This is a genomic window from Mycobacterium dioxanotrophicus, assembly GCF_002157835.1.
In the GTDB taxonomy this organism is placed as follows: Bacteria; Actinomycetota; Actinomycetes; order Mycobacteriales; family Mycobacteriaceae; genus Mycobacterium; species Mycobacterium dioxanotrophicus.
This window is the reverse complement of sequence record NZ_CP020809.1, coordinates 716,633-742,167: the sequence shown is the minus strand read 5'-3', so window position 1 is coordinate 742,167 and position 25,535 is coordinate 716,633. Positions and strand designations below refer to the sequence as shown.

Genomic DNA, 25,535 nt, shown 5'->3' with positions numbered 1-25,535 from the left:
CCAGGCCTTCACCGGCCCACTCACCCCGTTCCCCACAGACGTCAGAAAGCTGAACCCCATGACCGAAACCTTCCGGCCCGCAGAACTTTTCGAGGGCAAGCTCGACGAAGCCCTGCTCGCCCCGCCCCTGGCCGAGGTGATCGGTGACGAGATCCCGACCCGCATCGCCATTCCGTTCAAGAGCAACGACGAGCGCATCCTCTCCGGCGTCTGGGAGGCCAACCCCGGCCTGTCCCGCTGGGAGTTCCTGGACCGGGGCGAATCGATCCACGTCCTCGAAGGCCGCATGGTCGTCACCGAGGATGGCGGCGAGCCCGTCACCGTGGAAGCCGGCTCTGCCGCCTTCTTCCCCATCGGATGGAAGGGCACCTGGGAGATCCAGGAGCGGATCCGCAAGTTCTTCGTGATCTTCGCGGCTTAACCCGATGCGCGGACAGGCCCAGGGGGACACCCCCGGGCCTGTCTGTGTGATTGGGATCGTCGCGAGATCCATGCCCGCACAGAGAAACAGAAAACAAGAAAGGTACAACCAATGACCGAAGTTTTCCGGCCCGTCGACCGTTTCGAGGAGAACCTCGAAGTTGCTCAGCTCGGTCAGCCCTCGGCTGAGGTGCTGGGCGACCCGATCGCTACGCGTTCCTCCGTTCCGTTCATCGACGAAGACCACGGCATCCGTTCCGGTGTCTGGGAGGCCCAGCCGGGTCTGTCCCGCTGGGAGTTCATCGACCGCGGTGAGATCATCCACGTCCTCGAGGGACGCATGATCGTCACCCAGGACGGCGGCTCGCCCATCACCCTCGAAGCCGGCTCTGCCGCGTTCTTCCCGATCGGATGGACGGGAACCTGGGAGATCCAGGAGCGCATCCGCAAGTTCTTCGTGGTCTACGCGAAGTAGTCAGTGACTGTCAGGCCCGGGGCACATCCCCGGGCCTGACAACCCACTGGGACCGTCGACGAAAAGCCCTCCTGCCCTCGCCACTGGCGCGATGATGCCATCGCCCGTCACTGCCCGGCCTCGGCGCAATTCACTTGAATACTGCGACGGCCCTTGACGATAGCGAGACGCACCACCCACCCTCGATCAACCGCCGAGCTCAACCACTCGCACCCCGCCCGAGCAGCAAGCATGGGCCCGCAGCACCAGCACCGATCCAGCTGCGAGGCGATACCGAGGAGCTAGCGGTGTCCAAACACGTTGTGTCGCACCTACCTCCAATGAGCTGAGTCGAAACATGAAAATCGGAATCCTCACCAGCGGTGGCGACTGCCCCGGTCTGAACGCGGTCATCCGCGCCGCCGTGCTCAAAGGCATTGCCGTCCACGGTCTCGAATTCGTTGGGTTCCTTGACGGCTGGCGCGGCGTCGTCCAGGGCGACGTCATCGACATCCCGCGCAGCATGGTCCGCGGCATCGCCAAGCAGGGCGGCACCATCCTGGGTACCTCCCGCACCAACCCGTTCGAGAACGGCGGCGGGCCCGATGTCATCAAAGGCCACATGGACCGGCTGGGCATCGACTCGATCATCGCCATCGGCGGTGAGGGAACCTTGGCCGCCGCCAAGCGGCTCACCGACGCCGGGCTGAAGATCGTCGGTGTCCCGAAGACCGTGGACAACGACCTGGACGCCACGGATTACACCTTCGGTTTCGATACCGCCGTGCAGATCGCCACGGAAGCGATCGACCGGCTGCGCACCACGGGCGAATCGCACCACCGCTGCATCATCGCCGAGGTGATGGGCCGGCACGCGGGCTGGATCGCGCTGCACGCCGGCATGGCGGCCGGCGCCCACGCCATCCTCATCCCGGAACAGAAGATCAGCGTCGATCAGATCACCCAGTGGGTGAAGGGGGCTCACTCCCGCGGGCGTGCACCGCTTGTCGTGGTGGCCGAAGGGTTTGTGCCCGAACACATGGAGTCCCCGCACTCCGAGCGCGGGCTGGACGCCTTCGGCCGTCCCCGGCTCGGCGGGATCGCCGACCAGCTGGCGCCCGAGATCGAAAGCCGCACCGGCATCGAGACCCGCGCCACCATCCTGGGCCACATCCAGCGTGGCGGTGTGCCCTCGGCCTTCGACCGGGTGCTGGCCACGCGGCTGGGCATGGCGGCCATCGACTCTGTGGTGGCCGGCTACTGGGGCACCATGGTCGCGCTGAAAGGCACGGAGATCGAACAGGTGAGCTTCGAGGAGGCCCTGGGCAACCTCAAGGCCGTTCCGCAGCGGCGCTACGAAGAAGCCGCATACCTGTTCGGCTGAGCTGAGGCCGACCGACCAAGTCCCACAATGGTTCTGGCCGACCCGCCTTGCGGCGGATCGGCCAGAATCAGTGCTTCGTCAGACGTGCTTGGCTCTGTGCCAGCGCTTGGCAGCGACCTGATAGGCGTCGAGCAGGCTCAGGGCGTACACGAAAACCCCTCCGGCCACGCGTCCGATCGCAGATGCTTCCGGTGGCGCCACCATGTACGTGACCACGCCCAGCAGCACGATGTAGAAGGCGAACACCAAGCCCCGTCGGGGCTGACCGTTCACGACCTGGCCGACTCCGGGTAGGAGTATGGCGATGCCGAGGACCATCAAGGGATGAATGAGTCGGTTCACAGTGACTCTGCCTCCGATACTGCTACCGGGCGACGCGGGTTCAGGCCGGCGGCCTGATCGCAGAGCCCGTCGATCATGGTGACCGCCTTGTACAGATCCTCCGCCGTCACCCGTGCTTCGGAGAGATCAGCCCGCCGAGTGACCCGGTAGGCCGTCGAATTCGCCTGTGCGCCACGAACAACGCAGCGGACACCCCGCTCGGTCACCAGAACCTGCTTGACCGCGGAATCCTCGGTGACCAAATCCACTGCGGCGTCGGCCAGTTCACGATCCACGCCTTCGGGATCACAGGCCACCGACACCCACGTGGGCCAGGCCGGGTCGCGCCACCGCAGCAGATCACGGTGACCGGAGTAGAACTCGTTTCCGGTCTCGTTGCTCAGCACCGACAAACTCGGCTGCCCGGGGATGTGCTCACGCATCGTGACGATCAGACGCAACACCGGCACGGTGCGTAGCGCGAGAGCGTCGACCACCGGCTCCACCCGTACGTCGCGGCCCTCGAATCGCCCGTACATCAGCGGGAATTCGAGTCCGCGGGGAACGACGCGGCATTGTTCGAGCACGTCGGTGGCGTGGGTGAACAATGCCGCCCGGTCGCGCTGAACGCGGGCCAGGTGACGGCGGTGCTGATACGTCAGCACCACCGCCCCCACTGCGGCCATCGTCAGCGCGACCCAGAGCGTGCCGGACATCAGTAACCTCGAGGACGCGGCAACGGCGCGGTGAACTCAGCGTCCCGATCGACGTACTTGAACCGCCGCAGAACGAACCACACCGAAGCCAGCAAGTAGAACACCAGGATCGACATCAGTGTGGTGCCGTAGCCCAGGTAGGTCGCGAAGAACACGATCGCCGCGATCACTGCCAGTGCAATCGAAGGGATGGGATGCATCGGCAGCGTGTAGGCCCGCTTGATGGAGCCGATCGGCCACAGCTTCCGGAACCGCAGCATGTTGACCACCATGAACGCGTAGGTCAGCAGACCCGACAGGATCGAGAACGTGATCACGGTCGACAGCAGCGTCGGTTTGTTGAGCAGCAGCGGAAGGATCGCGAAGGCGATCGCGACCGGCACCAGGAACAGGATCGAGCGGTACGGCGTCCGGTACCGCGGGTGCACGGCGCCGAACCACTCCGGCAGGTAACGGTCGCGGCTCATCGCGAACCATGACCGGGAGGAGTCGGTGATGCAACCGTTCGCCGACGCGAGGGTTGCCGCCAGCGTGCCGAGGAACAGCAGCCAGACCAGCACCCCGGAATGGGTGAGCTGCGCGGCGTCGAACAGCGGTGTGATCGACGTGCCCAGGTACTGCCAGGGCAGAAGAGATGCGCAGAGGTACCAGGTGAGGCTCGCCGCGATGATCAGCGTCATGATGCCGGCCAGGCTGCCGAGCGGGATCGACCGGCTTGGTGAGCGGCACTCCTCCGCGGCCTGCGCGGTGCCCTCGATGCCGAGGTAGAACCACATACCGAACTGGAATGCGGCGATCACGCCGATCCACCCGTAGGGCAGCCCGGCATCGGCCGATGAGACGAGAGCGCTGAACTGCGTGCCCATGTCCCAGCCGGAGACGCCGATGAACAGCGCGATGATGGTCAAGAAGGCGAACCCGGTGATGATGAAGTTGACCGACAGGGTCGCCAGCACGCCGCGGTAGTTCAGCAATGCCAGCAGCAGGATTGCCAACACGGCGAACGGATAGGCCGACAGGTGCTGCTTGTTACCGAGCAACCCCGACATCGTGGTGAGCAGGTCGCCGAGAACGTTGGCGTTGGCGGCCTCCAGCATGGTGTAGGCCATGGTGAGATACAGCCCCACGTTGAATGCCATCAGCGGGCCGATCGAGTGCTTGGCCTGGGCGTATTGACCGCCGGCCGCCGGGATCGCCGACGCGACCTCGGAGTTGATCATGACGACGCAGGTGTAGAGCAGGCCGACGAACCAGCAGGCGATGAGCGAGCCGTACAGGCCGCCCTTCTCCACCGTGAAGTTCCAGCCCATGAACTCGCCGACCAGAACGATGCCGACACCCAACCCCCAGATGTGGATCGGTCCGAGCACCTTCTTCAGAGTGAGCGCTTCGGTGCCTCCACCGGTACTGACTTCGCTCATGATTGACGCCTTTCAATGTCATCCGACTCGTCGGACGAGTGCTGCCATTGCGCGTCCTCGCCGAGATCCTCAATGGTGTGCACGAGGAATTCCTCGTCGTAATCGCGGCTGACCTTGTACGCGTCGAAAAGCATCCAGGCGGCGACCAGCGCGGCCAGCACCCAGGCGCCGTATTCGAAAAGAGTCCAAAAGTTCATGATTCCCGTCCCGGTCCGAACCTGGCTGTGATGACTTCGCGGTATTCACGGAAAGACATGAGATAGACAAATGCCAGGTAAGCGGCAGCCAGCGCGGTTATCCCGATCAGCGGCAGCCATTCGATCGTGTATTTGTTGTCGCTCGGCGTATTGGCCGTGGCCAGGTCACCGACAGTCGCATCGTCGACCATGTCTTTCGACTTCATCAGTTCGAACTGTTGTTTTTCGGCCGGGCTCATATTGAGCTGCGAGATGGCGGTGGGCTCCGACGCGGCAGGCGCTTCGTCCTCCTGCGCGAAGACGAATGTCGTGACGAACAGCGTGATGAACAGCAGGGCGATCAGGCTCGCCGCGTCCACGAACTGTCCGGCCTTGGACTGCCGCGTGGAGTCTGAGGTCGCATTCGTCATGCTGCGCTCACCTCCGCGCTGCTTGCCTGCTTGGCCTTCCGGTTCGCGTCGAGATGGTGAATGTCCTCGCCGTAAACATGCTCACGCTCAATCTTGTAACGCCGGCTCATCGAGAGAAGTCCCAGCGAGTTGAACGTTCCCAAGATGACGAACGCGACCGCGAGAATTGCCTTGACCTTCACGTTGTCGATGACGCTGAATGCGGCAACGAACGTGAAAAGCAAAGTCGCCCACATCAATGCCGCGAGTAAAGTCGCGACGCCGATGTCTCGCTTGAACATGGATTCAATCCGTGCATCGAGCCCAGGATCCATGACAATTTACCTCTTCCTGCGGCATAAGCCGCATTCTTCCCGGCATCGAAGAATGCCAGAATGGTGGGGGGCACCGAATTGGTTATTTCAGGGACAACAGAAATTTCGCCGAATTTCAGCGGAGTTGTGGCGAGTTGCCAACGAGCGCCTTTCGACGTCCTGCACGACGTCGAAGGAGCAGCGGTACTAGGGGTACGGAGGCGTGGGCTGCAGTGCCGAAGGCAGGCTCGACGAGCGGACGAGCCACTCACCGACCTGACCTTGACGGTCCACGTGGATCTCCATACGGCCTCTCGTTTCGTTCTCGGAGACACTCCGATGACGACGCAAAGCCGGTTTCCCGGCACGAAACTCTGTTTCCCAGTAAGAATAGAACAACGTCTGCGGGCCGTGTGTCAAGGGTCACATCGCCTGACCCCGTGTGACGCCCGAATATGCCCAGCTGAGGGGCGTCGTACCCGAACCTGAGAGCAGGCCGATCCTGGGCCGCTCACGGCGGTTCAGGGCCGTCCGAACGGCACGACCAGTGGCCCGTGCACACCCGAAAGGCTTTGAACCGATTCGTTATTCGACGGCGACGCCGGCGTCGGAGCGACCGCCACGTACGCCGACAACGGCCCGGGCGAGCGCCCGGGCCGTGACGGTTTCGAGTGTGATGGTTATGAAGGCAAGGGTGTTGCCACAGGCTTCACCCCGGCGTCGCCGGCGCCTGTCGGCGGCAGAGCGGCACAGCGTCCATCACGCCGTGCCGCGAGCCGCCTCAGAGGCCACCAGCGGCCTCCCGCCTGCTCTACGAGAGGGTCAGAACGTCTTTCCGGCCGAGCCGAGCTGCTGGGTGGCCTCGACGAGGCGTGCCGCCATCCCAGCTTCGGCCTTGGCGCCCCACACGCGCGGATCGTAGGTCTTCTTGTTACCGATCTCGCCGTCGACCTTCACCACACCGTCGTAGTTCTTCAGCATGTGGTCGGCGACGGGGCGCGTGTACGCGTACTGGGTGTCGGTGTCGATGTTCATCTTGATCGTGCCGTACGAGACAGCGTCGGCGATCTCCTGCTCGCTCGAGCCCGAGCCGCCGTGGAAGACGAGGTCGAACGGCTTGACCTTCCCGATCTTGGCGCCGACCTGCTCCTGGATGTCCTTCAGGATCTCCGGGCGCAGCTTGACGCCACCCGGCTTGTACACACCGTGCACGTTGCCGAAGGTGAGAGCCGTGATGTAGCGGCCGTTCTCGCCTGCGCCGAGGGCGTCGATCGTCGCCAGCGCATCGTCGACCGTGGTGTAGAGCTTGTCGTTGATGGCGTTCTCGACGCCGTCTTCCTCACCACCGACGGTGCCGATCTCCACTTCGAGCACCATCTTGGCGGCCGCGGTACGCGGGAGCAGCTCGCGGGCGATCCGCAGGTTCTCCTCAAGGGTCTCGGCGGAGCCGTCCCACATGTGCGAGTTGAACAGCGGATTACGACCGGCCTTGACCTCTTCCTCAGAGGCGGCCAGCAGGGGCAGCACGAAACCGTCCAGCTTGTCCTTGGGGCAGTGGTCGGTGTGCAGCGCGATGTTCACGTTGTACTGCTTGGCGACCTCGCGGGCGAAAGCCGCGAATGCGAGGGAACCGACCACCATGTTCTTGGCCGAGGCGCCCGACCAGTAGGCAGAACCGCCCGTGGTGATCTGGAGAATGCCGTCCGACTCAGCGTCGGCGAAGCCACGAAGGGCCGCGTTCAACGTCTGCGAGGACGTGACGTTCACGGCCGGGTACGCGAAGCCGCCCGACTTCGCACGGTCGAGCATCTCGGAGTAGATCTCTGGTGTTGCAATGGGCATGCTGCCTCCTGTGTTGAGTTTTCGTCGGCGGGAACGAGCTTCGGCCAAGCCGTAGGCACCGGACCATTGTCGGGTTCCTAGCAGCGCAGCCGCCGACCTACCCAGCCTTCTGGCCTGGGGAGGTCGACGGCTGCCGTACCGAGGCGTCGAGCGCTTGGCGTGAAGCGCCGAATTACTCGACGACCTCGCCGGTGGTTTCGTAGGTGGCGATCTTGCCGATGCGCCGGACGTGGCGCTCGGCGTTGCTGAACGGCTCAGCCAGGAACGCCTCGATCAGTTCGGTGGCCTCTTCGACGGAGTGCTGGCGGCCACCCACCGCAACGACGTTGGCGTCGTTGTGCTCGCGGGCCAGTTTCGCCGTGTCGAGGTTCCACACCAGGGCCGCGCGAACGCCCTTGACCTTGTTCGCAGCGATCTGCTCACCGTTGCCCGAGCCGCCAAGCACGATGCCGAGGGCGTCCACGCCGGCGGCCTGGTCGGCCACCACCGCGAGTGCGGCGTTGATGCAGAAAGCCGGGTAGTCGTCCTCGGCGTCGTAGACCGCGGGCCCGTGGTTCACCATCTCGTAGCCCTTGGCTGACAGCGCTTCGATCAGGTGGGAGCTGAGCTCCATGCCGGCGTGGTCGGTTGCGATATGAACGCGCATGTATATGGGTCCTTCAGACTGGTCGGGGATGCGGCGTTATTTGGCGAATGCGAGCTGCGCGTTCTTGCGCAGCGATTCGATGGCTTCCTCAGGGGACGGCTTCCCGTACACCGAAGATCCGGCCACGAAGATGTTGGCACCGGCCTCCGCGGCGCGGGCGATGTTCTCCTCGGTGACACCACCGTCGACCTGGATGGCCACGTTCACGCCGGAACCGTCGACCGCCTCGCGGGCCCGGCGGATCTTGGGCAGCGTGACGTCCAGGAAGGCCTGCCCGCCGAAGCCCGGCTCCACAGTCATGATCAGCAGCATGTCCAGTTCGGAGAGCATGTCCAGGTAGGGCTCCACCGGGGTGGCCGGGCGCAGGGCCATGCCCGCCTTCGACCCGCGCGCACGAAGTTCGCGGGCGAGTTTGATGGGCGCGACGGCCGCCTCGACATGGAACGTCACCGAGTCCAGACCGGCGTCGGCGAACATGGGTGCCCAGCGGTCGGCGTCAGCGATCATCAGGTGGGCGTCCAGCGGAATCGGGCTCACCTTCTGCAAGCGCTGAACAACCGGCAGACCGATCGTCAGGTTCGGGACGAAGTGGTTGTCCATGACATCCACGTGCGCAGCATCAGCGTTGCTGATGCGAGCCAGCTCGGCTTCGAGGTTGGCGAAGTCGGCCGAGAGGATGCTGGGGTTGATACAGCATTTCTGCGGTGAAGCGGACATGGTGTCTGCCTTTCGATAGCGGTCAGTCAGGGCATGCGAGATCGGGCCTTCGGCCACGGATCGCGCCGCGGCCCGGTTGCCGGCCGCCGCGGAGACCTTTCGGTCTCCACGGCGGCCGAGACAACCCGGAGGCGGGTCAGGAACCCTTCTTGGCAGACGCGAGGGCACCCTCGACGTCGGCCAGGAGGTCCTTCCAGCTGGCGACGAACTTGTCCAGGCCTTCGGACTCGAGCAGTGCGACGACCTCATCGTAGGAGATGCCGAGGCCCTCGATGGCGCTGAGCACCTCTTTCGCCTCGTCGTACTTGCCGGTGATGGTGTCACCGGTGACGACGCCGTGGTCGAACGTGGCGTCCAGGGTCTTCTCCGGCATGGTGTTGACCACGTTGGCAGCGACGAGCTCGGTGACGTACAGGGTGTCCGGGTAGGCCGGATCCTTCACGCCGGTCGAGGCCCACAGGGGACGCTGCGGGCGGGCGCCGGCCTTGGCCAGCAGTGCCCAGCGCTCGGTGCTGAAGAGCTCTTCGTAGACCTGGTAGGCCAGGCGGGCGTTGGCGACACCGGCCTTGCCCTTGAGCGCCTTGGCCTCGTCGGTGCCGAGCGCGTCGAGGCGCTTGTCGATCTCGGTGTCGACGCGGGAGACGAAGAAGGACGCGACCGAGTGGATCTTCGACAGGTCGTGGCCGTTGCTCTGGGCCTGCTCCAGGCCCGACTGGAAGGCGTTGATCACGGCGCGGTAGCGCTCCAGCGAGAAGATCAGGGTCACGTTGACGCTGATGCCCTCGGCCAGGACGGCGCTGATGGCTTCCAGGCCCTCACGGGTGGCCGGGATCTTGATCAGGACGTTGTCCTTGGCGACCTTCTTGTAGAGGTTCTTCGCCTCGGCGATGGTTCCGGCGGCGTCCCACGCCAGGCGCGGGTCGACCTCGATGGAGACGCGTCCGTCGACGTTGTCGGTGGCGGCGGCGACCGGAGCGAACAGGTCGCAGGCGTCGGCGACGTCGGCGGTGGTGATCTCGAAGATGGTCTCTTCGACGTTGGCACCGCGAGCGGCGAGCTCGGCGATCTTCGCGTCGTAGTCGTTACCGGTGGTGATCGCGGCCTGGAAGATCGACGGGTTGGTGGTGACACCGACGACGCTCTTCTCGTCGATCAGCTTCTGCAGCGAACCGCTGTCGAGGCGGTTGCGGGACAGGTCATCGAGCCAGATCGACACGCCGGCTCCGGAAAGCTGTGCAGTGGGGGTTGCGTTGCTCATCGCTTCTGCTTCTTCCTTCAAATATCGAATACGTTGGCTGGTTTGCGGTCGCGCCGCGGGACGGCCCAGTGGGCGGTCCCGCGGCGCGCCGGCCGCCATGCAGTTGAGGGGTCAGTTGCCTGCGGCGGCGATGGAGTCCTTGGCAGCAGCAACAACCGCTTCGGTGGTGATGCCGAACTCCTGGAACAGGCGCTTGTAGTCCGCCGAGGCACCGAAGTGCTCGAGGCTGACGGAACGACCGGCGTCGCCGACCAGTTCCTTCCAGCCCAGGGCCAGACCGGCCTCGACCGAGACGCGGGCGGTGACAGCGGCGGGCAGCACGGACTCGCGGTAGGCGGCGTCCTGCTTGTTGAACCACTCGACACACGGCATCGAGACCACGCGAGTGGCGATGCCCTCGGCCTGCAGTGCTTCGCGGGCCTGGACCGCCAGGTGAACCTCGGAGCCGGTGGCGATCAGGATCACCTGGGCCGGAACGGTGGCGCCGTCCTTCGAGGCCTCCGCCAGCACGTAGCCACCCTTGGCCACCCCGGCTGCGGACGCGAAGGTGTCACCCTCGGCCGCACCTTCGCCACGGGCGAAGGTCGGGATGTTCTGACGGGTCAGCACGATGCCTGCGGGGTTCTCGTGGTTCTCCAGGATGGTCTTCCACGCCACGCCGACCTCGTTGGCGTCGCCGGGACGAACGACATCCAGGCCGGGGATGGCACGCAGCGTCGAGAGCTGCTCCACGGGCTGGTGGGTCGGGCCGTCCTCGCCGAGACCGATCGAGTCGTGCGACCACACGTACACCGACGGCACGCCCATCAGGGCGGACAGGCGGATGGCCGGGCGCTGGTAGTCACTGAAGATCAGGAACGTACCGGAGAACGCGCGGGTGGGGCCGTGCAGCGAGATGCCGTTGACGATCGAGGCGGCAGCGTGCTCACGGATGCCGAAGTGCAGGACCCGTCCGTAGGGGTTGCCCTTCCACGCGTTCGTCGAACGCGATTCCGGAATGAACGACGGCGATCCCTCGATGGTCGTGTTGTTCGACTCGGCCAGGTCGGCCGAACCGCCCCAGAGCTCGGGCAGCACGGGGCCGAGCGCGTTGAGGACCTTGCCGGATGCGGCACGGGTCGAGACATCCTTGCCGGCTTCGAAGGTCGGCAGCACGGCGTCGACACCGTCGGGCAGCTGCTTGGCCTCGATGCGCTGCAGGAGTGCCGCAGCTTCGGGGTTGGCGGCCTGCCAGGACTTGAAGGCCTGGTCCCATTCGCGACGGGCGGCTGCTCCGCGGTCCACTGCGGCGCGAGCGTGGGCCAGGATGGCCGGCTCGACCTCGAAGGACTTGGCGGGGTCGAAGCCCAGAACTTCCTTGACCGCCGCGACTTCCTCGGCGCCCAGCGCAGAACCGTGGATCTTGCCCGTGTTCTGCTTCTTCGGGGCGGGGTAGCCGATGATGGTGCGCAGCGAGATGATGGACGGCTTCGAGGTCTCGGCCTTGGCGGCCAGCAACGCGGCGTGGAGCTCCTCGACGTCTTCCTTGTACTCACCGGTGCGGGTCCAGTCCACGCGCTGGACGTGCCAGCCGTAGGACTCGTAGCGCTTGAGCACGTCCTCGGTGAAGGAGATGTCGGTGTCATCTTCGATCGAGATGTGGTTCTCGTCGTAGACCACGACGAGGTTGCCCAGTTCCTGGTGTCCGGCCAGCGACGAAGCCTCGGACGTCACACCTTCCTGCAGGTCGCCGTCGGAGGCGATGACCCAGATGGTGTGGTCGAACGGCGAGGTTCCGGGGGCGGCCTCGGGATCGAGCAGGCCGCGCAGGCGACGCTGCGAGTAGGCGAAACCGACCGAGGACGCCAGGCCCTGGCCCAGCGGGCCGGTGGTGATCTCAACGCCCTTGGTGTGCTTGTACTCCGGGTGGCCCGGCGTCAGCGAGCCCCAGGTGCGGAACGACTGCAGGTCTTCCAGCTCCAGCCCGTAGCCGGCGAGGAACAGCTGGATGTACAGCGTCAGCGACGAGTGTCCCGGCGACAGGATGAACCGGTCACGGCCCAGCCATTCAGCGTCGCTGGGGTCGTGCCGCATCAGCTTCTGGAACAGCAAGTACGCCGCCGGGGCGAGGCTCATCGCCGTACCCGGGTGGCCATTGCCGACCTTCTCCACCGCGTCCGCGGCCAAAACCCGGACGGTGTCCACAGCGCGCTGGTCCTCGGCCGTCCAGTTCAATGACGTGGAATCGGACGCGGTGCCGATCGCATCTGCTGTCTGAGTCACGTTTTATCCCCTTTGATTCGGTCATCGGCCCGTAACGGCCGCACGGATACTTCTGGTCGATCGCGTGATATCGATGATCGCGAACCAAACGGGCAGGGGAAACGCTATTTTCTGACGGTTAGGACTACACTTTCGGACTGGCTGGACGATTTCATCCCCGGTAAGCCGCGATAGACTGGCGGCATGAGCACAGCCATCGACCACCCGCTGAAGGCAGCCTCCTTGCTCACCACGGACCTGCCGTGGCCGCTTTTGCACACCATCGCCTCCTTGGCCGAGGCCCCGCTCATCCAGATAGCAGAGCGCCTACGCGCCGCTACCCTCCCCTACCTGAAAAGCAGTGCGCTGGTCATCTTCACGGAAGACTGCACGGGCCGGCCGCAGAAGAAGGCGGGTGCCGAAGAGATCATCTCGCGGGTCTCCATCACCGAACTCGATGCGCTTCGCGCCAGCCTGGGCGACGAAACATTCTGGTCCGGCAAAGCTGAGCTGGCCGGCGAGCCGCGCCCGCTGTATGCCCTCAAGCACGCCTCCAGTGGCGCCCTCCTCGTCCTCACGGATCCGGAGCCGGCGATCGGTGCGGACCACGACGCCGGGCTGGACCTGGTGACGTATCTGTGGCGCATCGCTGCCCAGCGCATCCAGGAGAAAGTGGCCGACGCACCGCCGTCGTACCTGCTGGAGTCGCGGGCGGCCTCGGCTGAACGGGTCCGCGTGACGGCAGAACTGACCGATCTGCATTCCACCACCCTGGAGACCCTGCTCGCGGCCCTGCGCTCGTCTTCCCTGGACGACGCGGCCGCACGCACGACCGTCACCGACCTCGCCGCCAAGGCGCTGGTCGGGCTACGGACGCACAGCGATCGCACGACGGGCCTGGTCGAGGTGCCCGTTGCCATAGCCTTCGAACGCCTGCGTGAGGACCTGCGTCCGCTCACGCGCTTCAGCGGCCTCGAGATCGAATTCATCGAACCGCCGCAGAACGGTAGGGCGCTGCCCGGCGAGGTCGCGCACGCGGGACGTGCCATCGTCCGCGGCCTCGTGCTGGCCATGATGGAGCAGCCCGAGATCAGCCGAGTGCGGACGCAGTGGGACTGCGACGGTGAGAACCTGCTGATCAATGTGCGCGACGACGGTCGAGGCATGCTCGCCCCCGACGCGCCGAGCATCGGCCGCCTCGACCGCCAGGTCCAGGCGCTCGCCGGGCAGCTGCGGGTCGAAGTCATGCCGCGCTGGGGTGCCGACGTATTCGTCACGCTGCCGCTGGACCTGCCCGCCCGGCCGGCCGCCGCCGGGGACATCGCCGGATGGGACCTCGCCCCCCGGGAACTTGAAGTGCTACAGCACCTGGTCGCCGGGCAGCGCAACCGCACGATCGCCCTGACGCTGGGGATCAGCGAGAACACCGTCAAGTTCCATGTGCGGAACCTGTTCCGCAAGCTCGACGTCAGCTCACGCACCGAGGCCATCGCACTGGCGAACAGCCACGGCCTGCGCTGACGCCGTAGCGGTTACCCGCGCCGTCACGACGCTTTCTGCTGCACCGGGAAAGATCCGAGGCTGCGGACCGTTTCGCCGAAGACCTCGTCGGGGTCGAGGCGGCGGAGTTCTTCGGCGAGGCAGTCCTGGAGGGTGGGGCGCGGCAGAGAGATCCGCTGCACGGGTTGTCCCGGCTGGGTCAGTTCGGCCACCGCGCGATCCGGCCGGACCAACTGGATGTCGCCGGCGTCACGGTGCAGGCGCACGCTATGGATACCGATGCCTGCACGCTCGGCCACGACGGTGACCGGAACCTTCAGGGACAGCTTGAGCCACGCCGCAAGCAGCAGGGTGCTCGCCGAGTCCGAGGCGCCCTCGACGGTGACGGCGGTGATGGGCGAGGCATCCACATGGTCCAGCGCCGCCGCCAACTGGATCCGCCACTTGGTCAGGCGGGTCCAGGCGAGATCGGTGTCGCCGGCCTTGTAGGTGTTGCGAATGCGCTCCAACGCCACCTGGGGTTCGCCCTCGTTGGCCGAGTCGGTGATCCGGCGGTGCGCGATGCGCCCGATCGAGGTCTCCCCGACGTTGTCCGGCGCACCGTGCGGCCACCAGGCCACGATCGGTGCATCGGGCAGCAACAGCCCGGCGACCAAGGACTCGCCTTCGGCGGCCAGTTCCCCGTACCCGCGCAGGATGATGACTTCGGAGGCGCCTGCGTCTCCGCCCACCCGGATCTGGGCGTCCAGCCGGTTCGGCGCAGAAGCACCGCCGTCGCTGAGGACGATGATCCGGCACGGGTGTTCCCGGCTGGCTTCGTTGGCGGCTTCGATGGCGTCCTCTTCGAACCCGGACCGGGTGATCACCACGAGGGTCAGTACGCGGCTCAGCGCGATCACACCCCCTTGCTCTCGCAGGGTGCTGAGCTCCTTGGAAACCTTCGCGGTGGTGGTGTCCGAAAGATCTACGATCATGGCCGTCTCCAGGTCCGCCCGTCGCGGGCAAGTAACTCAGTGGCCGAGGCGGGGCCCCAGCTTCCGGGTGCGTACGGTTCTGGCTGCTCATCGAGGCCGGCCCAGTAGGCCTCGAAAGGATCGAGGATCTTCCAGGACAATTCGACTTCGTTGTGCCGGGGGAACAGCGGCGGTTCGCCCAGCAGCACATCGAGGATGAGGCGTTCGTAGGCCTCGGGGCTCGACTCGGTGAAGGAGTGGCCGTAGCCGAAGTCCATGGTGACGTCGCGGACCTCGGTCTGGGTGCCCGGGACCTTGGACCCCAGTCGGATCGTGGCGCCCTCGTCGGGCTGGACCCGGATCACGACGGCGTTCTGGCCGAAGTCGTCCTCGGCGAAATCACGGAACAGCAGGTTGGGTGCCCGCTTGAACACCACGGCGATTTCCGTCACGCGGCGGCCCAGGCGTTTGCCGGCGCGCAGGTAGAACGGCACTCCGGCCCAGCGCCGGGTGTTGATGTCCACGCGGATGGCCGCATAGGTCTCGGTGGTGGAGTCCGCCGGGATGCCTTCTTCTTCCAGGTAGCCCAGGACCTTTTCGCCACCCTGCCAGCCGCCGGTGAACTGTCCGCGGGCCGAGTGGGTCGACAGGTCGTCGGGCAGCTTGACCGCGGCCAGGACCTTCTCCTTCTCGGCACGCAGATCGTCGGCGTCGAACGAGATCGGTTCCTCCATGGCCGTCAGGGCCAAGAGCTGAAGCAGGTGGTTCTGGATGACGTCGCGGGCCGCGCCCACCCCGTCGTAGTAGCCGGCCCGGCCGCCGGTGCCGATGTCCTCGGCCATGGTGATCTGGACGTGGTCGACGTAGTTGGCGTTCCAGAGCGGCTCGAAGAGCTGGTTGGCGAAGCGCAGGGCCAGGATGTTCTGGACCGTCTCCTTGCCCAGATAATGGTCGATCCGGAACACGGCGTCCGGCGGGAACACGGACTCGACGACATCGTTGAGTTGGCGGGCCGATTCGAGGTCGTGCCCGAACGGCTTCTCGATCACCACTCGGCGCCACTTGTCGTTCTCGGCCTGCGCCAGTCCGGATTCGGAGAGTTGGCGGCAGACCTGTTCGAAGGCCTTGGGCGGAATCGAAAGGTAGAACGCGTAATTGCCGCGCGTACCGCGCTGATCGTCGAGTTCCTCCAGCGTCGCGCGCAGCCGCTTGAACGCCGTCTCGTCGTCGAACGCGCCTTGCACGAAGCGGATGCCCTGGGAGAGTTGCTCCCATACGGACTCGTCGAACGGGGTACGGGCATAGGCCTTGACGTTCGCCTTGACCTCGGCGACGAAGTCCTCGTTTGTCCATTCGCGCCGGCCGAAGCCCACCAGGGCAAAGCTCGGGGGCAACAGACCGCGGTTGGCGAGGTCGTACACCGCGGGCACGAGTTTTTTGCGGGCGAGATCTCCGGTGACGCCGAAGAGGACGAGGGAGGACGGACCGGCGATGCGGTTCAAGCGACGATCGCGCGGATCCCGGAGCAGGTTGCGCCCGGGCCTCGCACTCGAATCACCGTGGTCAGCGGACATGGTGGAATTCCAGCTCTCGACAAGGCGGTACGGCGTCGTCGACCTCACGGTTGCGCGAATGGGTCAGCGGGCGGGATCTTCCCAGGGAGGAACGCGCCGCCGAGCGAACACGTGTGCAGACGAGTACCGCGGCGGGTGAGTTGATTCTTTGTTACAGGGGTAGAAAAGCCAAAAGGTGGCGTCCCGCAACTGCTTTCAGGATGCGGGACGCCACCGTCATGGGAGTGCTAAACGATCAGGATCAGGCGATCGCGGCGCGCAGTTCCTTCGCGGCGGCGGCCGGGTCGGCTGCACCGTAGATGGCGCCACCGGCGACGGCAACCTCTGCGCCGGCCTTCTGGACCGCGGGGATGGTGGCAACCTTGACGCCACCGGCCACGGAGAACGGAACGCGAGCCTTCTCACCAGCGGCGAGCAGACCGTTCAGGTCGAAGCCGGGCTTGGCCTGCTCGTCCAGACCAGCGTGCATCTCGACGAACTTGGCACCCAGGGCGCGAACTTCCTGTGCACGGGTGGCCTTGTCCTCGATGCCGATCAGGTCGACGACGACGCCCTTGTTGTGGGCCTGGGCGGCCTTGACGGCACCCGCGATGGTGGAGTCGTCGGCCGAGCCGAGGACGGTCACCAGGTCAGCGCCGGCCTTGAACGCGATGTCGGCTTCGAGCTCGCCGGCGTCCATGGTCTTCATGTCGGCGAAGACGATCTTGTCCGGGTGAGCCTTCTTGACGGCGGTGATGACCGACAGGCCTTCGGCCTTGATCAGGGGGGTGCCCAGTTCGATGATGTCGACGTACTCGGCAACCTTGCCGGCCAGCTCGAGGGCGGCTTCGGTGGTCAGCAGGTCGATGGCGACTTGGAGCTTCATTGTGTGCCTTCTTTCTGTTGGATACTGCGATGGGTATGGAATGTGAGGTAAGAGTGGGTCTTCGAGTTCCGGGTCACTCGAGGTTCGCGTGGCGCGTCCAGAGTTCCTCGGCCTCCACGTCGGTGTGATCCCACAGCGACTGGAACACGGCCTCGGTCACGACGAACAGCACCTGCTCGAAAAGGGACCCGGCGTACTGACGCGACAGGTTCGAACCGTGATCGGTCTTCTGCGCGGCGGGGATGATCACCACGGCGTCGGCCAGACCGGCCAGCGGAGAATCCGGGTTGGTGGTGAAGGCGGCGATGCGTGCCCCGGCCTTCTTGGCCGTTTCGGCGGACTTGACCACACCGGAGGTGGTGCCCGAGCCGGACGCCACGAGCAGCAGATCACCGGCAGCGATCGCCGGCGTGGTGGTGTCGCCCGCGACGTGCACGTTCAGGCCGAAGTGCATCAGCCGCATCGCGGCCATGCGCAGGACCAGCCCGCTACGGCCCGCGCCGGCGACGAAAACCCGTCCCGGCTGGACGATCTGGCGAGCGAGGACCGCCACCTGCTCCGGGTCGACTTTCGCCGCGGTGTCCGCGACCTCGTCCCGAACAAGGGAAAGGTTGGTGGTGATGTCGTCTCCGACGACCTTCACAGCGCCGTCAGCTTCTGCGGCTTGCGTCATGGTTACCCCCTTCGATCGGTCGTCAGGCCGTGACGGCCCGAACGGATGATTGGCTTGACTGAAACCAATAATCCCGAAGCGAACGGGTGGGGGTAATACTGTTTTCTGACGGTTCTGACTACACTTTTGGATGGTCGGCCGTCCTGACCCCTCCGTACAGTGGTGCCGGAGCGTGCGCGGCGGCACTGCCCTGACGGGAATCGGCACTCCGCCGCGACCACGTAGTCGGCACCGCCGGCGACGGCTTCGACCTAGGATCGACTCACCTCGTAGTCCATTTTCGGAGCGCAGACTTTTGGCCACGCCGACCCCCTTCCAGTCTCAGATTTATCGGTCCCTGCCGGAAATCGAGAGGGCCGACGCGATTGTCGAGAGAATCTCCAAGGCGATCGCCCTCGGGCTGCTCAAAGTAGGTGAGCGCCTGCCCCCCGAGGCCGCACTCTCGGAGATGTTCGGGGTTGGCGGCGCGACCCTGCGCGAAGCCTTGTCGGAACTGCGCGAACGCGGGGTGGTCGAGACTCGCCGCGGCCGCAGCGGGGGAACCTTTGTCGTCAATCAGCCCGAGCCCGAGACCGACATCATGCGCGATTGGTTTCTCTCGACGTCGATATCGGAAATCCGCGACATCGGTGACGAGCACTCCGCAATCGCCGCCGCTACCATCCGGCTGGCATGCGAGCGAGCGGAAGCACACGACTTCGACCGTCTCCAGGAACTCGCGCGGGCCTTGGTCCTCGCCGAGACCCCCGAGACCCGCGCATCCGCCGACAGCCGCTTCCACATCGAATTGGCCGTGTCCGCGCAGTCACCGAGGCTTGCCAACGCCGAGATCCGCCTTCAGGAAGAAACGGTTCGCCAACTGTGGGCGCCCTTCGCCGTGGCAGAGGCATACGACCCGGAACGCGCAACCGCCGAGCACCTGGAACTGGTCCGGGCAGTGGCTCAGGACCACCCCGAAAGGGCCCAGAAACTGACACTTGAACACATCAGGCGGAACATCTTCCACCTGATCGACACGAAACTCGTTCTCGGATATGCCCAGTCGAGACCGAGTAGCCCCGCAACCGCACCCGACGGCAGTTCCTCCGCTGAGGCCGCAATGATTCAGGAGGGCCAATGAACTCCACCACTGAAGTCTCGCGCGCTGTCGACGCGCTCACCTCGTGGATCAACGGCGTCGCCACCGAGACCAAGAGCCTCGCCAAAGATGTTGCCGCGCTGCTCGATCGAAATCTGGCAGGGAAATCGAAGGTCAGCCGGGCGGCGCTGACCGGATTGGACGAGCTGTCCCGCAAATTCCTGACGAAGAACACCTACGCCGTCGGCGCAGGCACCTTCTTCGCCGCGGCCTCCGTCGAGGAGGGCGGCCACGCCTTCGAATGGTGGTTCCGCAAGGAATCCGGCGCCCTGGGACGACTGGATTTCGACATGACTCCGGGCAGCGCGCGGTATTACGACTACGAAAAGCTGCCGTTCTTCTCGACCGCCGCTGCCACCGGCGAGCAGACCGTCTGGGGCCCGTATATCGACTACTCGGGCTTCGAGGAATACATCCTCACCTTCATGGCGCCGTTCTCGGTCCATGGGCACTTCTCGGGCGTGGCCGGGTGCGATATCCGGCTCACCGACCTGGAGCCCATCATCATGCCGGATCTGCTCTTGATTCCGGGTGATGCCGCCCTGGTCAACGCCAGCAACCGGGTCGTCCTCGGCAATTCCGGGATGTATTTGGTGGGTGAACGCATCAAGTCCGGTTCTCCGGATCAGCACCGGGTCACCCTCGATGTTCCGCACCTGGGGCTCTCGTTGATCTACACCACCAGCCGCCAGTCCTCCTGACCCAGACCTACCCAAACAGAGAAAGACGGGAAGGCAGAATTCTGCCTTCCCGTCTTTCTCGAGGGGTGCGAGCTAGCTGACGACGCTTCCGGCCGCAGGAGCCACCTGAGCCTTCGAGCGGTGCCATTCATGCTGGGAGTACACCCAGATCGGGATGTAGACCGCCAAGACCAGGAAGCCGACCCAGGTTGGGGCCCAACCGACTTCGAGGCTGTTCAGGTAGACCACGCCGATGACGCACAGCGGCAGGTTGAACAGACCGAAGGCCAGGGCGACACCCTTCCAGCCCGTGGGGGCCTTGAAGGGCCGTTCCAGGTTGGCGAAGGCCGGGTCCCGCTTCGCCTTGACGTAGGCGAACAGGCTGATGCCGTTGGCGCAGGTGTAACCGATCGCCGAGGCGGCGACGATCGCCGCGGGGTTGCCCATGGAGATCAGCACCAGGTTGAAGACGGCGATGACCAGCATGGCCACCCACGGAGTTCCCTGGCGATTGGTCTTGCCGAAAGCCTTGGGCAGGTTGCCTTCCACGGCCATCGAGTGCATGGCGCGAGACGAACCGAGATACGCCGTTTGGATGATCAGGACCATGGCGGCGATCAACATGATGATCGTGATCGCGGAGCCGGCCGAGCCGAAGACAGCGTTGGCGACGGGAAGCAGCGGCGAGACGGCCTCGGCCTGAACCCCATCGACACCGAGCACACCGATCACCGCGGCTTCGACGAGCACGAACGAGAAGAAGCAGATGACGCCGCAGGAGAACAGCGCTTTGGCAACGTCTTTGGCCGGATTCTTGTATTCGGGGCCGTAGATGGCCGCGGTTTCCCAGGCACAGGCGCTCCACTGGGCGATCGCGAAGACGCCGAAGAGAATCAGGATGTGGTGCAGGTCCCAGGACCAGTCGGCCGGCATCCAGTCACTGGTGATCTTGGACATGTCGAAATGTCCGGTGGCAAAAGGCGCCACGGTCAGGACGACCAACGGGATGAGCGAGAAGGCCGCCAGAACGTAACCCAGCTTGGCACCGTCTTTGAGGCCGAACCAGTTCACGACGAACAGGATGGTGAAGATCACCACGCCCGACATCAGCGAAAGCTGGTAATCGGTGAACATGTCCAGCGCGGGGAACAACCCGTGCAGGTAGCCGCCGACCAGGATGGAGAAGATCGCCAGCACCGGGGTCCAGGCGAACCAGTAGCTCCAGGCGCTGAAGCCGCCGAGCAGCTTGCTCATGTCGTACTTGCCGCCGCGGTTTCCGTTGCCGAAGACATGCTGCGCAAATCCGGGCAGACCGGAGGCCTCGGGAAAGGTGGTGGCCATTTCGGCGTACGCGGTGCTCTGCGCGAAACCCTGCAGCACCGACAGACCCCAGATGAGGATCGCCGCGGCAGCGAGATACATGGGGATGTAGCCCAGCGAGGGCAGGATCAGCAACGGCACACCCAGCGCAATGGCCAGGCCCTGCTTCCAGTCGATGGACCTTTTCAGGTCACCGACTTCTTCAGAATGACTTTCGGTCATAAGGATCTCCCTTTAGATACTTGAGGGGTGTCGATTTTCAGGAGCGCACCGGCCAAGGTGCTGGATGAGAACGGCCACTGCCCCGAGTCGCGGTGCGACTGCTTGTGTCCTGGTGCTTGAGCTGAGTCATATGGGGAGATCCTTAGTCGAATCTTCAGTGGCTGGTTAGCCGAGCGGGTCCGCCGTCGAGGTCTTGCGGAAGGCACCGGTATGGCCGGCGGTGTGAGGTTCGGGAGGGTTCCCTGTCCGGGCCCCTCAAAGGAGTCGGACGTCTCCCGCGGTGTCTTCTGTGAGTTGGATCACGTCAGAGGCTACAGCTTAATGCTGCAGTTCGGTAGCTTTTATCTAGACTTTTTTTGGCACGCCGCAGCGGTTGCACAGGAAAGGTGCGCCCGGCCGGCCGGCCGGGCCCGGTGCCAAACAGCCTGCCGCGACGCCGCGAGCAGGCAATACGCTCGCTTTGGTCGACCCGGAACGATACGTCAAAGTCGAAACCTGGCAACTTGCCGTGAACGATCAGCAGAAACCCTGTGAGGGTCGGCATCCGTTTGGTCCGAGCCGCGGCCGACCGCACCGGTTGCGGAGTGTCCGAGTCACCCGTGAAGGCGAGCCCCGAGAGCGGGCCGCAGAGCGGCACGTAGCAGCTGCTGCCCCGATCAGACCTGAAATCGCTTGTTCGAGAACGGATCCGACGCTGGCCGGAGGTGCAGGCCAGCCCAGGTGACGGAAACATTCGACGGTGGCCTGCCGCCCGCCGCGCCGGCACGGAGCGTCGGCCGCCACTGCCGCTCCCCCGGCGCCGAGCCGCGCCCCGGCCCGCAGAGGTTCCGGCCGGGGTTCACGCTGCGCCGGAAACCCGGCCATGGCATCGCGCGTGACCGGCGGGGCGTCCTCGGGCGCCACGGCAGCGACCGCCTCGGCGAAGATCGGCGACGGCCGTCTCGGGCTTGCGCCGACGCACATCGAAGCGTCGCCCCTGGTAGAGGCGGCGCGAGCGACTCCGGCCGGGACGCTTGCCCCGCCCTACGCCACCGATCCAGACCAATCAGGCATGAATATTTCTAAAAAAGTCTGGACTAGATGAATTAAGTGGCGTAACTTCAGCTGTGGGACGTGATCGGCATCACAGCAGCAGAGCTCAAGCCAGAGCTCGGCTGGCCTTCCCCGAAGAGCGGATGCCGATCGCAGAGGACCCCCAAGGGACCTCGACCCGGGAGCTCCTGACCTAGTTTTCGGTGCGCCGTCACGCGCACCGAAATCGACCAGTCCTGTCGAACGACGGTCAGGCCCGACAACCGTGATCAGCTCTGACACAACAGGAGTAAGCAAGCATGACGACAGAAATCACAACCATCGGAACCCTGACCAAGGCCGGGGCCATCCACAAGGTGGAGAAGGGCTACGAGGGGCTGCCGAGCATGAACGAGCCCGGTGTCGTCGCCGCCATCGGTGATTCCCTGCACAACCCGGAGGGCACCGTCATGAGCGCCGGGTTCTTCGAGCTGAAGAAGTCAGAGCCCTTGGTGTACACGTACACCTACGACGAGATGAAGCTCGTCGTCAAGGGTGAATTCATCCTCACCGACCAGGACACCGGCGAGGTCACCCACGCCAAGGAACGCGACGTGCTGTTCTTCCCCAAGGGCACCACCGTCAAGTTCGAGACCCCCGAATACGGCCTCGGCTTCTTCGCCGGCGACCGCACCTTCGCCCCGTAAGGACACCAAACCCCATGCGTTCCACGTCTATGTCGTTGGAGCCGGGTTTCCGCGGTGTCATCTGTGCGTCGTTCGGCGACACAGGTGACACCGCGGGTCGGGACACCGGTGACCGGCCCAGATACGACCTCCATTTCACTTCTGCCAACCCGGAAAGCCTCGCCGAGCTCAGGTCTGCGCTCGAACGGTCATGCGTCGGCGCCCGTCTCGTACTCGCCGGCCCCGCAGTCGACGTCCACGCCGCCTCGGCCGCCGCCCAGGACTGCGGCATGGTGGACGAAGAGATCACCCTGCTGCCCGACGAGAACAGCCCGTGGGTCGTGTTCTGCGGCCATTGCCACGTCGGCACCACCACCACTGGTGTGCACGGATCCGTCGAGGTGCCCTGCCAGGGATGCGGCATCGTCCTGGCCACCACTGACCACTTCTCTCGCCGTCTCGGCGGGTACCTGGGCTACTCCGCCCACGCCGAGGAGGCATGATGACCGCCACAGAAGCCCTCCAGCCCATCGTCCACCCAGCCATCGAAGACGGCTTGGAGCTGGAAGTGACGAGCCGCGTGATGCAGACGGATTCGATCGTCAGCATCACGTTCAGTGACCCGTCGGGGGCGACACTGCCTTCCTATGTCGCAGGCAGCCACCTGGTGATCCAGTACGGGGATTCCGCGAACCTCGGTGCAAACGCCTACTCCCTCACCGGATCTGGCAACGATCCTGCCGAATACACCATCTCGGTCCTGCTGGTCGAAGACGGTGGCGGCGGTTCGCTGGCCATGCACCGGCTCATCGTCGGCGACCGCGTGTGGGTTTCGCGCCCCCGCAGCAACTTCGCGCCCGTCACCAACGCCAAGCACAGCTTGTACGTCGCCGCAGGCATCGGAATCACGCCCTTGGTTTCGCATGCCATGAACGCGAACAAATGGGGCGTGTCGGCCTCCATGATCTACGTCTACCGGCCCGGCGAAGGTGCGCACGTCGAGGAAGTCCGCGAACTGATGGGACCGGCGCTGACCGAGTGCCACGGTCGCGACAGTTTCCAGCAGGTCCTCGCCAAAGCACTCACCACCCAACGACTCGGTACTCACCTCTACGTCTGCGGGCCGGCCGCCTTCATGGATTCGGTGCTCGACCAGGCGCGCGAGCTGGGCTGGCCGGAAGCACTACTGCACCTCGAGCACTTTGGCGCGGGTGAGCTGGACGCGGGCGAACCGTTCACGGCGATCCTGGCCCGCAGCGGCGTCAGGCTGGAAGTTCCGCCCGGCGTTTCGTTGCTGGAGGCCCTCGAAAAAGAGGGCAAGCAGATCCCCAACATGTGCCGCAAGGGCATCTGTGGCGAGTGCACGATCCCCGTGCTTCGGGGAACTCCTCAGCATCGGGATCTCTACCTGAGTGACGAGGAAAAGGAAGAGAACGAACTCATGATGTGCTGCGTCTCCCGCAGCATGGGTGAAGAATTGGAGCTGGACCTGTGAGCATCACCATCGACAACGACACGGCGACCCTGCCGGACCGGATCCGTCGCTTTCCGTTCCCCTACACCGGTGACAACTACCGCTACAGCGCCAACGTCGAGCCGTCCCGCAAGCTGACGGAGACCGAAGCCGGAGGCTGGGGCACGACCGTGGTCGACGTCGACGAGTTCTACGTCGATGACCTGAAGCTTCGCGCCGAGGTCCTGCAGCGGGATCCATCGCGCATCAACGCCCTGCCGCACATGCGCCCCGCAGTGTGGGACGCCATCACCACCCTGCTGCCCGAAATGGCTGAGGACAACCCCGACAAGATGTCGTGGCAGCGCGAGGGCGACCGGGTCCGCTGGCGCAACACGCTGCTGAATCTCGACATCGAGTTCACCGTCGGCGACGACGCGTCACTGCCCACCGGGGATCCGTTGGACTTCCTGGGCAGCCAGATCCAGGACGACATCGTCTTCCTCGAACAACGCGACAAGCAGCTGTGGCTCGACGCCGGTGTGGTCACGTTCGCCGCGGACTGGTCCATCGGATTCGACGTCGGCATGAACTTCACCGAGATCCACAGCCCGGTCCCGCGGGTGAACGAGGAGAAGATCATCTCCCGGGCCCAGCACTTCCTCATGAGTCTGCAGCCCGGTGAGTCCTACCGCCGGACCAACTGGACCATGACCATCGACCGGCGCCTGGACACCTCCACCGAGACCTACCCCCAGTGGGCCGGGGACCGCAGCACGATCTCCACGGACCCCGCTCTCCCGGAGCGGGTTCACCTGCGGGTGGAAGTTCAGCAGCTCATCCGTCTGCCCCGCTCGGGTTCGATCCTGTTCCTGATCCGGACCTACCTTCTGCCGCTCACCGACATCGCACAGGTGCCCGCCTGGCGTCGGCGCATGGGCGAGGTGCTGGCCGAACTCCCGGACGACATGGCCGAGTACAAGGGCATCATCCGCTACCGCAAAGCCGCGTCCGACTGGCTGCTGTCCGGATAGGATGACGGCGGGCTCTGCCCGTTACGCCGTCCCGGCCGATCCGGCAGCCCAACCAATCCGCAGTCACCACTCTGAGACTCGTCGCGCACAAAAGCCAACCAAGGAA

At 65.1% G+C, this 25,535-nt stretch carries 26 protein-coding genes; 10 read left to right on the top strand and 16 right to left on the bottom strand.

Going from position 1 to position 25,535, the window contains the following annotated elements:
• Positions 1–58 precede the first annotated feature (58 nt).
• The 3 genes from BTO20_RS03425 (at position 59) to BTO20_RS03415 (ending at position 2,258) form a co-directional block, all read left to right on the top strand.
• Entirely contained in the window at positions 59–421 is a 363-nt protein-coding gene (locus BTO20_RS03425) for a cupin domain-containing protein (RefSeq protein ID WP_087073400.1), read from the top strand.
• Positions 422–532: 111 nt separating this feature from the next.
• A complete protein-coding gene (locus tag BTO20_RS03420) occupies positions 533–895 on the top strand; it encodes a cupin domain-containing protein (protein ID WP_083168264.1) in 363 nt (120 codons plus the stop codon).
• A gap of 337 nt (positions 896–1,232) precedes the next feature.
• Entirely contained in the window at positions 1,233–2,258 is a 1,026-nt protein-coding gene (locus tag BTO20_RS03415; RefSeq protein WP_087073398.1) for an ATP-dependent 6-phosphofructokinase, read from the top strand.
• Between the two features lie 78 nt (positions 2,259–2,336).
• On the opposite strand, the gene BTO20_RS03410 is transcribed toward BTO20_RS03415, so the two are convergent.
• From BTO20_RS03410 to tkt, 11 genes are all read right to left on the bottom strand, one after another.
• On the bottom strand, positions 2,337–2,600 hold the full coding sequence (locus BTO20_RS03410) for a hypothetical protein (protein ID WP_087073396.1): 264 nt from the start codon (positions 2,598–2,600) through the stop codon (positions 2,337–2,339).
• Positions 2,597–3,295 (bottom strand): hypothetical protein, encoded by a 699-nt coding sequence (locus tag BTO20_RS03405; RefSeq protein WP_087073394.1) that lies wholly within the window; start codon positions 3,293–3,295, stop codon positions 2,597–2,599. The genes BTO20_RS03410 and BTO20_RS03405 overlap by 4 nt, the downstream gene beginning before the upstream one ends.
• The gene (locus BTO20_RS03400; protein ID WP_083168274.1) at positions 3,295–4,716 is read right to left on the bottom strand and encodes an APC family permease; all 1,422 of its coding nucleotides are present in this window, start codon (positions 4,714–4,716) and stop codon (positions 3,295–3,297) included. Before BTO20_RS03400 ends, BTO20_RS03405 begins: the two co-directional genes overlap by 1 nt.
• Entirely contained in the window at positions 4,713–4,913 is a 201-nt protein-coding gene (locus BTO20_RS03395) for a hypothetical protein (protein ID WP_087073392.1), read from the bottom strand. Before BTO20_RS03395 ends, BTO20_RS03400 begins: the two co-directional genes overlap by 4 nt.
• Entirely contained in the window at positions 4,910–5,272 is a 363-nt protein-coding gene (locus BTO20_RS03390) for a hypothetical protein (RefSeq protein ID WP_157680126.1), read from the bottom strand. The genes BTO20_RS03395 and BTO20_RS03390 overlap by 4 nt, the downstream gene beginning before the upstream one ends.
• Before the next feature lie 47 nt (positions 5,273–5,319).
• Positions 5,320–5,637, bottom strand: coding sequence for a hypothetical protein (locus BTO20_RS03385; RefSeq protein ID WP_087073388.1), 318 nt, complete (start codon positions 5,635–5,637; stop codon positions 5,320–5,322).
• A gap of 801 nt (positions 5,638–6,438) precedes the next feature.
• The gene (gene fbaA / locus BTO20_RS03380; protein WP_087073386.1) at positions 6,439–7,458 is read right to left on the bottom strand and encodes a class II fructose-bisphosphate aldolase; all 1,020 of its coding nucleotides are present in this window, start codon (positions 7,456–7,458) and stop codon (positions 6,439–6,441) included.
• Between the two features lie 172 nt (positions 7,459–7,630).
• The gene (locus BTO20_RS03375) at positions 7,631–8,104 is read right to left on the bottom strand and encodes a ribose-5-phosphate isomerase (RefSeq protein ID WP_087073384.1); all 474 of its coding nucleotides are present in this window, start codon (positions 8,102–8,104) and stop codon (positions 7,631–7,633) included.
• Positions 8,105–8,140: 36 nt separating this feature from the next.
• Positions 8,141–8,821, bottom strand: coding sequence for a ribulose-phosphate 3-epimerase (gene rpe / locus BTO20_RS03370; RefSeq protein ID WP_083168307.1), 681 nt, complete (start codon positions 8,819–8,821; stop codon positions 8,141–8,143).
• A 136-nt stretch (positions 8,822–8,957) separates the two neighbouring features.
• Complete coding sequence (tal, locus tag BTO20_RS03365) at positions 8,958–10,079, bottom strand: transaldolase (protein WP_087073382.1); 1,122 nt, start codon at positions 10,077–10,079, stop codon at positions 8,958–8,960.
• A gap of 111 nt (positions 10,080–10,190) precedes the next feature.
• On the bottom strand, positions 10,191–12,341 hold the full coding sequence (gene tkt / locus BTO20_RS03360; RefSeq protein WP_087073380.1) for a transketolase: 2,151 nt from the start codon (positions 12,339–12,341) through the stop codon (positions 10,191–10,193).
• Positions 12,342–12,524: 183 nt separating this feature from the next.
• On the opposite strand from tkt, the gene BTO20_RS03355 reads away from it, so the two are divergent.
• The gene (locus BTO20_RS03355; RefSeq protein ID WP_087073378.1) at positions 12,525–13,841 is read left to right on the top strand and encodes a helix-turn-helix transcriptional regulator; all 1,317 of its coding nucleotides are present in this window, start codon (positions 12,525–12,527) and stop codon (positions 13,839–13,841) included.
• A gap of 23 nt (positions 13,842–13,864) precedes the next feature.
• Here the strand turns inward: BTO20_RS03355 and BTO20_RS03350 are convergent, their stop codons facing one another.
• From BTO20_RS03350 to hxlB, 4 genes are all read right to left on the bottom strand, one after another.
• Positions 13,865–14,794: a glucose-6-phosphate dehydrogenase assembly protein OpcA gene (locus tag BTO20_RS03350; RefSeq protein ID WP_087073376.1), complete on the bottom strand. Its 930-nt coding sequence runs from the start codon at positions 14,792–14,794 to the stop codon at positions 13,865–13,867.
• Positions 14,791–16,347 carry a glucose-6-phosphate dehydrogenase gene (gene zwf, locus BTO20_RS03345; RefSeq protein WP_087073374.1) on the bottom strand — a complete coding sequence of 519 codons (1,557 nt, stop codon included), beginning with the start codon at positions 16,345–16,347 and terminating at the stop codon, positions 14,791–14,793. The genes BTO20_RS03350 and zwf overlap by 4 nt, the downstream gene beginning before the upstream one ends.
• A 241-nt stretch (positions 16,348–16,588) precedes the next feature.
• Positions 16,589–17,212, bottom strand: a complete 624-nt coding sequence (gene hxlA, locus BTO20_RS03340; RefSeq protein ID WP_087073372.1) for a 3-hexulose-6-phosphate synthase — start codon at positions 17,210–17,212, stop codon at positions 16,589–16,591.
• Positions 17,213–17,285: 73 nt separating this feature from the next.
• The gene (gene hxlB / locus BTO20_RS03335; RefSeq protein WP_087073370.1) at positions 17,286–17,885 is read right to left on the bottom strand and encodes a 6-phospho-3-hexuloisomerase; all 600 of its coding nucleotides are present in this window, start codon (positions 17,883–17,885) and stop codon (positions 17,286–17,288) included.
• Positions 17,886–18,180: 295 nt separating this feature from the next.
• On the opposite strand from hxlB, the gene BTO20_RS03330 reads away from it, so the two are divergent.
• Together BTO20_RS03330 and BTO20_RS03325 are read left to right on the top strand one after the other, a co-directional pair.
• Entirely contained in the window at positions 18,181–19,005 is an 825-nt protein-coding gene (locus BTO20_RS03330) for a FadR/GntR family transcriptional regulator (protein ID WP_087073368.1), read from the top strand.
• The gene (locus BTO20_RS03325) at positions 19,002–19,724 is read left to right on the top strand and encodes a cache domain-containing protein (RefSeq protein WP_087073366.1); all 723 of its coding nucleotides are present in this window, start codon (positions 19,002–19,004) and stop codon (positions 19,722–19,724) included. The genes BTO20_RS03330 and BTO20_RS03325 overlap by 4 nt, the downstream gene beginning before the upstream one ends.
• A 72-nt stretch (positions 19,725–19,796) precedes the next feature.
• Here the strand turns inward: BTO20_RS03325 and BTO20_RS03320 are convergent, their stop codons facing one another.
• Positions 19,797–21,245, bottom strand: a complete 1,449-nt coding sequence (locus BTO20_RS03320) for an APC family permease (protein WP_087073364.1) — start codon at positions 21,243–21,245, stop codon at positions 19,797–19,799.
• Between the two features lie 1,331 nt (positions 21,246–22,576).
• Between BTO20_RS03320 and BTO20_RS03315 the strand changes: the two genes are divergently transcribed.
• Genes BTO20_RS03315 through BTO20_RS03300 form a run of 4 tightly spaced genes read left to right on the top strand, consistent with a single transcriptional unit; the run spans position 22,577 to position 25,429 of the window.
• Complete coding sequence (locus BTO20_RS03315) at positions 22,577–22,963, top strand: cupin domain-containing protein (protein ID WP_087073362.1); 387 nt, start codon at positions 22,577–22,579, stop codon at positions 22,961–22,963.
• 14 nt (positions 22,964–22,977) lie between these two features.
• The gene (locus BTO20_RS03310; RefSeq protein WP_198344243.1) at positions 22,978–23,445 is read left to right on the top strand and encodes a dimethylamine monooxygenase subunit DmmA family protein; all 468 of its coding nucleotides are present in this window, start codon (positions 22,978–22,980) and stop codon (positions 23,443–23,445) included.
• Complete coding sequence (locus tag BTO20_RS03305; protein WP_087073358.1) at positions 23,445–24,437, top strand: PDR/VanB family oxidoreductase; 993 nt, start codon at positions 23,445–23,447, stop codon at positions 24,435–24,437. Before BTO20_RS03310 ends, BTO20_RS03305 begins: the two co-directional genes overlap by 1 nt.
• On the top strand, positions 24,434–25,429 hold the full coding sequence (locus tag BTO20_RS03300) for a heme-dependent oxidative N-demethylase family protein (RefSeq protein ID WP_087073356.1): 996 nt from the start codon (positions 24,434–24,436) through the stop codon (positions 25,427–25,429). Before BTO20_RS03305 ends, BTO20_RS03300 begins: the two co-directional genes overlap by 4 nt.
• The last annotated feature ends 106 nt before the right edge of the window (positions 25,430–25,535 follow it).